Origin of the sequence: Immundisolibacter sp., from assembly GCF_014359565.1 — a bacterium.
Taxonomy (GTDB): Bacteria; Pseudomonadota; Gammaproteobacteria; order Immundisolibacterales; family Immundisolibacteraceae; genus Immundisolibacter.
Genome location: NZ_JACIZD010000027.1, coordinates 1 through 10,747, shown reverse-complemented (window position 1 = coordinate 10,747; position 10,747 = coordinate 1). Strand labels below are relative to the sequence as shown.

Here is a 10,747-nt window from a genome sequence, read left to right as displayed (position 1 = left end):
CTGCGGCCTCGCCGCCGTTCGATCATGATCACTGCGCGCTCTTCGCTGCTCAAATGGCTGTACGTCGTTCCCATCGCAATACCTTACCTGCAGCAGGGTGTTGCACTTGGAACTTGAGTCTAAGCTCGGCCTGCACGCGGCGGAAGCCGGCTATTTCGATGACGCGGAGATGGAGCTGTTGACGCAACTGGCCGGCGACATCGCGTTCGCGATCGACCATCTCGACAAGCAGGCGCGGCTTGATTACCTCGCCTACTACGATGTGCTGACCGGTCTGGCGAATCAGAGCCTGTTTCTGGAGCGCCTGGGGCAGTACGTTCGCAGCGCCGTCAGCGGAAAGCACATGCTGGCGATATTCCTGCTCGATCTGGAACGATTCAAGAACATCAACGACAGCCTCGGTCAGCTGGCAGGCGACGCGCTTCTGAAACAGGTGGCGCAGTGGATGACCGGCATCACCGGCGATGCCAACCTGCTGGCGCGGGTAGGTGCCGACCATTTCGCCGTGGTATTGCCGCAGATACAGACCGAGAGCGACGCGGCGCGGCTTCTGGAGCATACGATTCAAAGCTTTCTGGCGCATCCGTTCCGCCTGGGTGACGCCGTGTTGCGGATATCCTTCAAAGTGGGAGTGGCTCTGTTCCCGAACGACGGCCCGGATGCCGACAGCTTGTTCAGGAATGCCGAAGCCGCACTCAAAAGGGCCAAGGCGAGCGGCGATCAATACCTGTTTTATGCCCCGAAAATGACCGCCATGGTGGCCCGCAAGCTGACTCTGGAAAACAAGCTGCGCCAGGCCCTGGACAATGAAGAATTCGTGCTCCATTACCAACCCAAGGTGAACCTGGCCAGCGGCCAGATCACCGGGGCCGAGGCGCTGATCCGGTGGCACGATCCGCGCACCGGGCTGGTACCGCCGGGCCGCTTCATTCCGATCCTGGAAGAGACCGGGATGATTCACGAAGTCGGGCGCCGGGCCCTGCGCCAGGCCATCGGTGACTACCTGCGCTGGCGCACCGCCGGTTTGGCCGCCGTGCGCATTGCGGTGAACGTATCGCCGCTGCAACTGCGCCATCGCGCTTTCATCGGTGAAGTCGGGCAAGCCGTCGGCATTGATGAGCGTGCGGCGGCAGGACTGGAACTGGAGATCACCGAAAGCCTGATCATGGCGGACGTCAGGCACAGCATCGTCGCCTTGAAGGCGATCCGCGCCTTGGGTATCACGATCGCCATCGATGACTTTGGTACCGGTTTCTCCTCGCTGAGCTATCTGGCCAAGCTGCCGGTGGACACGCTGAAAATCGACCGCGCGTTCGTGACCGACATGACGGCCGCGCCGGCAGGCCTGGCGCTGGTGTCCACCATCATCAATCTGGCGCATTCCTTCAGGCTCAACGTCGTGGCCGAGGGCGTGGAAACGGAGGAGCAGGCGCAGCTGCTGCGCGCGTCGAACTGCGACGAGATGCAGGGCTTCCTGTTCAGCAAACCGGTGCCGTGCGAGATTTTCGAAGCACGATTCCTTGCCCCGCGTACCGCCGGCGACGAAACCGGTGACGAGTGATGATGGGGGAGGACTTGCTCACCCACTGCGCGGAGCTTTGCGGGTCAGGCCACCCGCCCGCCACCGGTTGACGGCAGCGGGCGGGGCAGCGTTCACAAAAAGAAATACAGGTTCTTGTCCAGCACCACACGCTGGTCGACCAGGATGGTGCGCCCGGCCAGCTTCCATTGGCCATCCACCTTGCGCAGACGGCACTGCTTGGTGCCCCACACCACGGTCTCGTCGCGCTGGCGGCGGTTGCGATAGACGATGAAGTTCGACCAGGCGTCGACTTCGCCATCCACGTCGGCCCAGGCCGCATCGATGTTGCTGACAAAGCGGCGGATGTAGTTTTGCGGGTCCTCCATCCACACCAGGCCCGTCTCCAGGCGCCGGATGCGCATGTCGAGCATGGCGTAGTTGTCGTTGAAGACGAACGCGCCAGGGTTGCTGCCGACCGGCTTTTTGTCCGCCCGCATGCGGATTTCCCGCACCGGCAGGACGTAGTGGATGTCCTCGGTCAGCTGCGTCTGCCACCACTCGCGAAAGCGCTCCTCGTCCAGCATGCGCGCTTCGCGGATCAGGAAACGCTCGACCTCGAACAGCGTGTCGCGGTCCACGTAGCGCGGATTGGCCGGGGTTTTTATCTGGGTCGGTGCATTCATGTCAGGCCACCTCGCGGTTGGGGGCGTAGTGGGGTTCGCGGCTGATTTCTTCCCAGCTGCGGCCGCTCATCAGCTCGGCCCAGCGGCGGTAGAAGCCGCGGTTGGAGGTCTCGCACACGATGCCCTTGCCGACGATGCCCGGCAGCTCGGCGTGTACCCCCTCGCGCACCTGGCCCATGCCCGAGTACAGCTTGCCGCGGCGCGTCACCCAGCCACGGTTGCTGCCGGTGCACTGCTCCATGTTCTCGCCGTCGTCGGTTTCCAGCATGCCGGCGGTGCCGAAGGTCATCATGTTGGTGGCGACCATCATCTGCTTCAGCTCGGCCGGCATGTCCTTCTCGACCAGGGTCCAGGTCCACACCTCGATGTTGTGCGGACCCATCGGCAGCCACAGCTTCCAGGTGTTGGTGCCGTACAGGAACGAGCAGTTCGGGAAGATGCTGGCGTCCCAGTGACCGTTGTAGAAGCGCGAGCGCCACTCGCCGAGCCGCTCACGCATGATCGGTGTGCGCTTGGCCAGCCATTCGCGGTAAGCGCCACCGTCCGGATGGATGGCAGCCGCGGCATCCCAGATGACGCCGAAGCCGTGCCCGCCGCGGGTCGCGACCTGCAGGCCGGAGTTGACGTCGTAGGCCTGGTTGCCAGCCAGCGGCGACAGCGGGGACTCGATGGCCTTCAGCGCCGCGGCGTGTGCCCAGCCGACGTGGTAGCCGTCGGCGATGAAGTTCTCGACCGGCACCTTCCAGTTGCAGTTCAGGATCGACTTCATCGGCGGACCGAGCAGCTCGATGCCACCCGGCACGTCAAGGAAGGTGTCCATGTACCAGGCCATGTCGCCCAGGTAGTCGCGCAGCGACGGTGCCCCGGCGTCGAAGGTGCCGAACACCAGGCCCTTGTAGCTCTCGACTTTCGCCACCGGGTGCATGGCGTAGCGCGGACGCTCGATGGCGTCGTAGTAGGCGTCGTGCTCCAGCGGCACGGTGGCCAGTTCGCCGTCGAGGCCAAACGCCCAGCCGTGATAGGCACAGGTGAAGGCCCTGGCGTTGCCGGTGTCGGCGTGGCACACCACATTGCCGCGGTGCGGGCAGGAGTTGATGAAGGCCTTGATCTTGCCGTCCGGCTGGCGGGCGACGATGACGTTGTCCTCGCCCATGCGCGTGGTGATGAAGTCGCCGGCGTTCGGAATCTGACTCTCGTGGGCCAGGAACTGCCAGGCGCGGGCGAATATCTGCTCCAGCTCCTGCTCGTAGATGTCCTGGTCCCAGTAGATGCGGCGGTCCTGCACCGCGCCGTCTTCCAGGATCAGCTTGGTAACGTCCTTCACGCGAAACCCTCCTTGGTGTGGGGAAGCCGCCCTGCACGGTCCGGACAGGGCGACGGCACGTAAGCACCGATCAGTGCTGTGCCGCGCATAGTGGAAGGGCCCGCCGGGGACCTCTTGACCGATATCAAGGCTGCACCCTGGGCGGGCCAGCGCCAGGCGGCAGTTAGAATCGGGCCAGCAGCCACACGCACGGGGAGGCAGACATGAGATGCACGATTGCCGTCATCGGCGCCACGCGCGGCACGGGCCTGGAAGCAGCGCGCCAGCTGATTGCCGCCGGCCGGCCGGTCGCGGCCGTGGTGCGCAGCATCGAGAAGGCGCGCGGCCTGTTCGGTGACAAGGCGACTCTGGTTTACGGTGACGTCACGCGCCCGGAGACGCTGGCGCAGGCCATCGATCCGGACTGGGCCGGCATCGTGTTCACGGTGGACATCACCGGCGGCATCGCCGGGCGCGGCATGTTCGCCAGCCGCGAAAAAATCCGCGCCGTCATGTACGGCGGCCTGGTCAACACCGTGGAAGCGTGCAAGCAGCGCGGCTTCAAGGGCCGGCTGGTGCTGCTGTCGACGATTGGCCTGACGGAACCCTCCACCGCCATGGCGATCCTGAACCGGGTCAAGCCGGGCCTGCGCGACCACTCGCTGGACAAGGGCGAGTACCTGAAAAAAAGCGGCCTGGACTGGACCATCGTGCGCGCCGGCATCCTGAACGACAAACCCGGCGGTGCCCACGCGCTGACCATCACAGCCCAAGACTGGCCGCTGCAGATGCGCTACCAGATTGCCCGCGCCGATCTGGCGCGCGTGATGCTGGCCTGCGTCACCCATCCGGCGGTCGGCAGGCGCGAACTGAGCGTGTTCTGGGGCGAGGCCGGCCACGACAGCGACGCCGAGCTGGCCGCCAAACTGGCCGCATTGGCCGGCTAGGGCCGCAGGGCGCGCATGCTCGCGCGCTGGCGCGATTGGCTGGCCGGGCGCCGCAGGGCACCGGCACTGGAGGTGGCGCAGGACTGGCCTGCCGCCTTCGCCCGCGTGCCGGTGCTGGCCCACTGGCCGCAGGCCGATCGGCAGCGGCTGCAGCAGCTTGCGCTCGACTTTCTGGCGGCCAAGGTTCTGGAGCCGGTTGACCAGGCCACCATCGACCGCCCACAGGCGCTGGCCATCGCCCTGCAGGCGGCGCTGCCGGTGCTGAATCTGGGCCTTGACTGGTACCGCGGCTGGCATGCGCTGGTGCTGTACCCGGACGAGTTTCGCAGCCGCTTCGAGGAGGTGGACGAAGCCGGCGTGGTGCACCAGGTCGAGGACTGGCGCAGCGGCGAGTCCTGGGCCGCCGGGCCGCTGATCCTGTCCCTGGCCGAGGTCGCGGCCGGCGGGCAGGGCCACGGCCACAACGTCGTCATTCACGAATGCGCGCACAAGCTCGACCAGCTCGATGGCGACACCAATGGCCATCCGCCCCTGCACCCGGGCATGGATCCGGCCGCCTGGACAGCCGCCTTTTCCGCCGCCTACCGACACCTCGGTCGGCGTGCGCTGCGCCACCTGCGCACCGTGCTCGACCCGTATGCCGCCCAGTCACCGGCCGAGTTCTTCGCCGTGGCGAGCGAGATGTTCTTTGACGATCCGCCCGGCCTGCAGCGCGGCTACCCGGCCGTCTACGCGCAACTGGCGCTGTTCTACCGCCAGGATCCGGCCGCGCACTGGCCGGCGCTGGCCGAGCCGCCGTGAGCCTGCCGGAACAGATCCTGCTGCTGGTGCTGGTCACCGACCCGTTCGGCAACCTGCCACTGGTGCTGGCGGCCCTGGGGCGGCTCGACGCTGCCGCCTACCGGCGCGCCGTGCTGCGCGAGTCCCTGTTCGCGTTCGGCGTGCTGCTGCTGCTCGGCTGGGGCGGCGCGGGCCTGCTGCGTGCCTTCGGCATCACCGAGCCGGCGCTGCACATCGGCGGCGGGGTGATCCTGTTTCTGCTGTCGCTGCGCATGATTTACGGCGGCCCGCAGGGCGCCTTCCAGGACGGCTACGCAGCCGACCCATTGCTGGTGCCGATCGCCGTGCCGGCGATTGCCGGGCCGGCGGCCATCGCCACCGTCATCCTGCTGCGGACCCAGCAGCAGGTGCCGCTGGGGCTGCTCGCGCTGGGCCTGCTGGGGGCCATGCTGGTCACCCTGGTCACGTTTCTGCCGGGGCGACGCATCGCCCAGTCACTTGGGCCGCGCGGCCTCAACGCCCTGGAAAAGTTGACCGGCCTGCTGCTGAACCTGGTCTCGGTGAACATGATGCTGGAGGGCGTGCGGCACTTTCTGGCCTGAGACGCTGCGCACCACAAACGACCATGAACACTGTTTGTGATAGGTTTCACACACGTTTTCCCACATCACGCTGGACCGCATGACAGCCGACTCCCCCGCGGCAAACGTCGTCACGCTCAGTGGCCTCAAGGCTGCCTGCAGCACCTGCAATCTGCATGACCTTTGCCTGCCCTACGGCATGAGTGATGCCGATGTGGCCGAGCTGGAGCGCATCGTATCCCGCACCCGCCCGTTCACTCGGGGCAGGATACTGTTTCGGGCCGACGAGCCATTCCGGGCCATCTACGTGCCGCGCAGTGGCGCGGTCAAGACCTACATCCTGGGTGCGGACGGCAGCGAGCAGATCATCGGCTTTCACCTGCCCGGCGAGGTGATTGGCCTGGACGGCATGATCGAGCACCGGCATCAAGTCACCGCCCAGGCCCTGCAGCTGGCCGGCGTGTGCGAGGTGCCGTTCGATCTGCTGGAACACGCGGCGGCCCGCGTGCCGGCCCTGCAGCATCAACTGATGCGCCTGATGAGCCGCGAGATCGCCGGCAAGGAGCAACAGCTGCTGACCCTGGGCGACCATTCGCCGGAGCGACGCCTGGCGCTGCTGCTGCTCGATCTGTCGCAGCGCTACGCCCAGCGCGGCTTCTCGGCGACCGAATTCAACCTGCCCATGTCACGCCAGGACATCGCCGCGTATTTGCGCCTGGCGGCCGAAACGGTAAGCCGTGCCTTCGGCAAGCTGCAGCGCGATGGGCTGGTGCATGTCGACGGTCGTCTGGTGCGCATCACCAACAGCAGTGCGCTGGCGGCCTTCTCAGGCCAGCTGTCGGCAAACGACCAGAGCCGGGTTTCCTGACCCGTGGGAGGCCCGCCCTCGGGCCGAATCTGCGGCAGCTTCGCGGCGGGGCGCCGCTCCCACCCTCAAGCCAAGTGCTGTGGGAGGCCCGCCTCGGGCCGAATCTTCACTGGAAAAACCCCCGTTGGAGGCCCGCCCCCGGGCCGAACCTGTGACAGATTCGCGGCGGGGGCGCCGCTCCCACCGAGTGCCATTTCCTACAGGGCGCCGCACCCGGTCAGGGGGCTTTGCGGCGGGCCCGCGGGTGCGCCGCGTCGTACACGCGCGCCAGGTACTGAAAATCCACGTGCGTATAAATCTGTGTGGTCGCCAGGCTGGCGTGGCCCAGCAGTTCCTGCACCGCGCGCAGGTCGCCGGACGATTCCAGCAGATGGCTGGCGCAGGAGTGGCGCAGCAGGTGCGGGTACACCCGCCGGTCGATACCCTGGCGGTCGGCCCAGTAACGCAGGCGCTGCTGGACGGTCCGCGGCGACAGGCGTGCGCCGTGGCGGCTGACGAACAGCGCCGGACAGTCTGCGGCCAGGGTCGCGCGCAGGGTGAGCCAGTCGCTCAGGGCGTCCCGCGCCCGGCTGCCGACCGGCACGATGCGCGTCTTGCTGCCCTTGCCGGTGACCCGCGCGCTGGCGTCGGCAAGATCGAGATCCGCCCGGTCCAGCGCCACCACCTCGGCCAGGCGCAGGCCGGACGAGTACAGCAGCTCGAACAGCGCCCGGTCGCGACGGGCCAGCGGGTCCTCGCCGGCAAAGTCGAGCAGGCGCGCCAGATGGTCGGCGTCCAGCGTTGCCGGCAGGCGGCGCGGGCTTTTGGGCGCCGCAATGCCGGCGGTCGGATCGGCCGGCAGGCAGCCGGCGTCCAGCAGCGGCCGGTAATACGCCCGCAGCGCCGCCAACAGGCGGGCGATGCTGCGCCCGGCCAGGCCCTCGCGCGCCAGCATGCCGATCAGGCGGCGCACCTGGGGCGGCGTGAGGCCAGCAAGGCTAGTGGCACCCAGCGCCGGCAGCAGCCCTTCGCAGCGCAGCAGGTCGCGCCGGTAGGCGCTGAGTGTGTGCGGACTTGCCCGGCGCTGCAGGGCCAGCGCGCTCAGAAACTCATCGACGCTCGGGACCGCCTTCACGCGCCCGACAGGCGGTGCCAGTGCGCGCCCGTGAGCTGCGCCAGGCGTTCCAGCAGCAGGGTGCCCAGCTCCGGGCTGAAGCGCTCCGAATCATGGGAACCGAGCAGCAGCAGGGCCGGAGCCGCTCCGGCGGCCAGCGGCAGGATGGCCGCCGAGACGGTCTGCGCGTCCAGGTACGGCTGCACGATGGGCAGCTCGGACTGCGGCAGGCAGCGCGGCTTGCTGCGCTCGATGTCCGCGGTGAAAGGGGCGGGGTCGAACGCGCTGACCAGAAGCGGCGTACCGCTCGCCGGGGCGGTATGCGCCAGCACGCGCAGCGCGTCGGTGCCGAAGTCGCGCCGCAGGTGTGTGGCCAGGGCATGCAGCAGCGCCGCGATGTCGCGGCAGGCGGCCAGGGCGATCGCCAGCTCGAACAGCTTGCGGTACTGGTCGTCGTGCCGGTGGGCGGCCTCGATGACGGCATCCAGGCGCGCCGTCAGTGCCCGGTTGCGCTCGCGCAGCACCGCCACCTGGCGCTCCACCAGCGATACGGCGCCGCCGGTGGGGTGGGGCACGTCCAGCGCCTCGAACACCTGCGGGTGGCTTTCCAGGAAATCCGGGTTCAGCAGCAGGTAGGCGGCGACCTGATCGGCGTCGGCGGCGGGTTTGGCGATGGATTTTTTCATGCGGCGAGTGTGCCCTCGAACACGGTGACAGCGGGGCCAGTGAGGAAAACCGGCGTGCCCGGACCGGCCCAGGCCAGCTCCAGCACCCCGCCGGGCAGATGCAGGCGAGCCTGCGCATCGAACAGGCCCCAGCGCACGCCCGCGACGAACGCCGCGCAGGCGCCGGTGCCGCAGGCCAGCGTCTCGCCGGCGCCGCGCTCGTACACGCGCAGCCGGCCCTCGCGGCGATCGACGACCTGCAGGAAGCCGACGTTGACGCGGCGCGGAAAGCTGGCGTGCGCCTCGATCAGCGGCCCGAGCGTGCCGACCGGCGCGCTGTCCACGTCCGGCACGCGCAGCACGGCGTGCGGGTTGCCGATGGCCAGCGCTGCGATGGTCAGCGTCTGGTCGGCCACCTGCAGCGGGTAATCGAGCGCCTCGGCGGGCGCCTCGAACGGGATGCGCGCCGGTTCGAAGCAGGGCACGCCCATCTCCACCTCGACCTGGCCGTCGCCGAGCAGGCGCGGGTGCACCGGGCCGCCCAGGGTGTCGAAGCTCAACGTCGTTTTGTCGCTCAGCCCCTGTTCGTGCACGAAGCGCGCCGCGCAGCGGGCGCCGTTGCCGCAGTGCTCCACCTCGCCGCCGTCGGCGTTGAAGATGCGGTAGGTGAAATCGGCCTCGGCGCGCCGCGGCGCTTCCAGCAGCAGCACCTGGTCGCAACCGACGCCGAAATGCCGGTCCGCCAGCGCGCGAATCTGCGCCGTGCTCAGGGCCACCGCCTGGCGCACGCCGTCGATGACCACGAAGTCATTGCCCAGGCCGTGCATTTTCGTGAAGCGTAGCCCGGCGCTCACGGCGCGGCCTCCAACGCCAGCCGGCCGGCGTAGTCGCGGGCGAACTGGTAGGCGCTGCGCCCGCTGCGGCTGCCGCGGCTCAGCGCCCAGCGCAGGGCCTCCTCGCGCCACTGTTCGATCGGTGCCCGGCAGCCCAGTTGCTCCAGCCAGTGCTGGGCAATGCCCAGATAGCGATCCTGGTCGAAGGCGTGAAAGGCCAGCCACAGGCCGAAGCGCTCGGACAGGGCGATTTTCTCCTCCACCGCTTCGGCGAAATGGATCTCCTCGCCGACGTGGCGCGTCAGGGCGTTTTCTTCCTGATATTCGGGCAACAGGTGGCGGCGGTTGGAGGTGGCATAGATCAGCAGGTGCTCGCGTCCACCACTGACCGAGCCGTCGAGGGCCACCTTGAGCGCCTTGTAGGCCGGCTCGTCACTGCCAAACGACAGGTCGTCGCAGAACACGACGAAGCGATAGGGCAGGCCGGCGGTCGCGGCGGCGATGTCCGGCAGGTCGATCAGGTGGTCCTTGTCGACCTCGATCAGGCGCAGACCCGCGGCCGCATGGCGCGTCAGCAGCGCCTTGACCAGCGAGGACTTGCCGGTGCCGCGACTGCCCCACAGCAGCGCGTCATTGGCCGGCGCGCCGGCCAGGAACTGGCGCGTGTTGCGATCCAGCGCCGCCTTGGCGCGGTCGATGCCCTGCAGGTCGTCCAGGTCCAGGCGCTGCGGGTGGGCGATCGGCACCAGCGCGCGCCGCTTGCCGGGCAAAACCTGCCAGCGCGCCGCCAGGGTCGCCTGCCAGTCGACAGGCGCAGGGGGCGCTGGCAACAGGTTCTCCAAGCGGCCGAGCAGTGCTTCGGCGCAGTTGGCGAGTCGGGTGAGGTCGTTGTCCATGGTGTGCGCGGCGAACGGGGCGTGGCGCATTCTAGCGATTCGCTGCCGTGCGCAGGATTCGGCCCGAGGCGGGCCTCCCACAGGGCTCGGCTGTGGGAGCGGCGCCCCCGCCGCGAAATGTTCGTGCGAGACATTCGGCCCGAGGGCGGGCCTCCCACACGGACTGGACTGTGGGAGCGGCGCCCTCGCCGCGAATCGTCGTGGCGAGACATTCGGCCCGATGTCCTGGTCCAATCGAAGTGGACACCTCGATAGGGGATCATCCATCCCCCCTGAGGAACCTGAAGACATGACACCCCGCATCCGTAGAACTTTCGATAGCCCCTTCAAGCTGCAGGTCGTGCAGATGATCCGCGACCAGGGCCTGGGCGTCGGCCAGGTCTGCCGTGACCTGGACCTGGTCAACAGCGCGGTGCGCCGCTGGCTGGCGCAGTACGACGCCGAGCAGGCTGGTCAGCCGGGCATCGGCAAGCCGCTGACGGCCGAGCAGGAACGCATCCGCCAGCTGGAGCGTGAGAACCAGCGGTTGCGCGAGGATGTGTCGATCCTAAAAAAAGCATCGGCCTTCTTCGCCCG

General features: G+C 68.2%; 12 protein-coding genes. 6 read left to right on the top strand and 6 right to left on the bottom strand.

What is annotated here, in order from left to right; all coding sequences use genetic code 11:
- Positions 1–100 precede the first annotated feature (100 nt).
- Positions 101–1,561, top strand: coding sequence for a GGDEF domain-containing protein (locus tag H5U26_RS14860; RefSeq protein ID WP_290621090.1), 1,461 nt, complete (start codon positions 101–103; stop codon positions 1,559–1,561).
- 92 nt (positions 1,562–1,653) lie between these two features.
- Here the strand turns inward: H5U26_RS14860 and H5U26_RS14855 are convergent, their stop codons facing one another.
- Both H5U26_RS14855 and H5U26_RS14850 read right to left on the bottom strand, forming a co-directional pair.
- On the bottom strand, positions 1,654–2,205 hold the full coding sequence (locus tag H5U26_RS14855; RefSeq protein WP_290621088.1) for an aromatic-ring-hydroxylating dioxygenase subunit beta: 552 nt from the start codon (positions 2,203–2,205) through the stop codon (positions 1,654–1,656).
- Between the two features lies 1 nt (position 2,206).
- The gene (locus tag H5U26_RS14850; RefSeq protein ID WP_290621086.1) at positions 2,207–3,529 is read right to left on the bottom strand and encodes an aromatic ring-hydroxylating dioxygenase subunit alpha; all 1,323 of its coding nucleotides are present in this window, start codon (positions 3,527–3,529) and stop codon (positions 2,207–2,209) included.
- 203 nt (positions 3,530–3,732) lie between these two features.
- Between H5U26_RS14850 and H5U26_RS14845 the strand changes: the two genes are divergently transcribed.
- From H5U26_RS14845 to fnr, 4 genes are all read left to right on the top strand, one after another.
- Positions 3,733–4,455, top strand: a complete 723-nt coding sequence (locus H5U26_RS14845) for an NAD(P)H-binding protein (protein ID WP_290621084.1) — start codon at positions 3,733–3,735, stop codon at positions 4,453–4,455.
- 15 nt (positions 4,456–4,470) lie between these two features.
- The gene (locus H5U26_RS14840; RefSeq protein WP_290621082.1) at positions 4,471–5,256 is read left to right on the top strand and encodes a M90 family metallopeptidase; all 786 of its coding nucleotides are present in this window, start codon (positions 4,471–4,473) and stop codon (positions 5,254–5,256) included.
- Positions 5,253–5,837 carry a MarC family protein gene (locus tag H5U26_RS14835; RefSeq protein ID WP_290621080.1) on the top strand — a complete coding sequence of 195 codons (585 nt, stop codon included), beginning with the start codon at positions 5,253–5,255 and terminating at the stop codon, positions 5,835–5,837. The genes H5U26_RS14840 and H5U26_RS14835 overlap by 4 nt, the downstream gene beginning before the upstream one ends.
- Positions 5,838–5,916: 79 nt before the next feature.
- Positions 5,917–6,684, top strand: a complete 768-nt coding sequence (gene fnr, locus H5U26_RS14830; protein ID WP_290621078.1) for a fumarate/nitrate reduction transcriptional regulator Fnr — start codon at positions 5,917–5,919, stop codon at positions 6,682–6,684.
- Between the two features lie 217 nt (positions 6,685–6,901).
- Here the strand turns inward: fnr and H5U26_RS14825 are convergent, their stop codons facing one another.
- The 4 genes from H5U26_RS14825 to H5U26_RS14810 are packed head-to-tail and all read right to left on the bottom strand — an operon-like array spanning position 6,902 to position 10,171.
- The gene (locus H5U26_RS14825; RefSeq protein ID WP_290621076.1) at positions 6,902–7,798 is read right to left on the bottom strand and encodes a tyrosine recombinase XerC; all 897 of its coding nucleotides are present in this window, start codon (positions 7,796–7,798) and stop codon (positions 6,902–6,904) included.
- Positions 7,795–8,463, bottom strand: coding sequence for a DUF484 family protein (locus H5U26_RS14820; protein ID WP_290621074.1), 669 nt, complete (start codon positions 8,461–8,463; stop codon positions 7,795–7,797). Before H5U26_RS14820 ends, H5U26_RS14825 begins: the two co-directional genes overlap by 4 nt.
- Positions 8,460–9,269 carry a diaminopimelate epimerase gene (dapF, locus tag H5U26_RS14815; protein WP_290621092.1) on the bottom strand — a complete coding sequence of 270 codons (810 nt, stop codon included), beginning with the start codon at positions 9,267–9,269 and terminating at the stop codon, positions 8,460–8,462. The genes H5U26_RS14820 and dapF overlap by 4 nt, the downstream gene beginning before the upstream one ends.
- A 23-nt stretch (positions 9,270–9,292) precedes the next feature.
- A complete protein-coding gene (locus tag H5U26_RS14810) occupies positions 9,293–10,171 on the bottom strand; it encodes an ATP-binding protein (RefSeq protein WP_366056012.1) in 879 nt (292 codons plus the stop codon).
- 289 nt (positions 10,172–10,460) lie between these two features.
- Between H5U26_RS14810 and H5U26_RS14805 the strand changes: the two genes are divergently transcribed.
- Positions 10,461–10,747: transposase (locus H5U26_RS14805; protein ID WP_290618280.1), on the top strand; the 287-nt coding region annotated here is incomplete at its 3' end.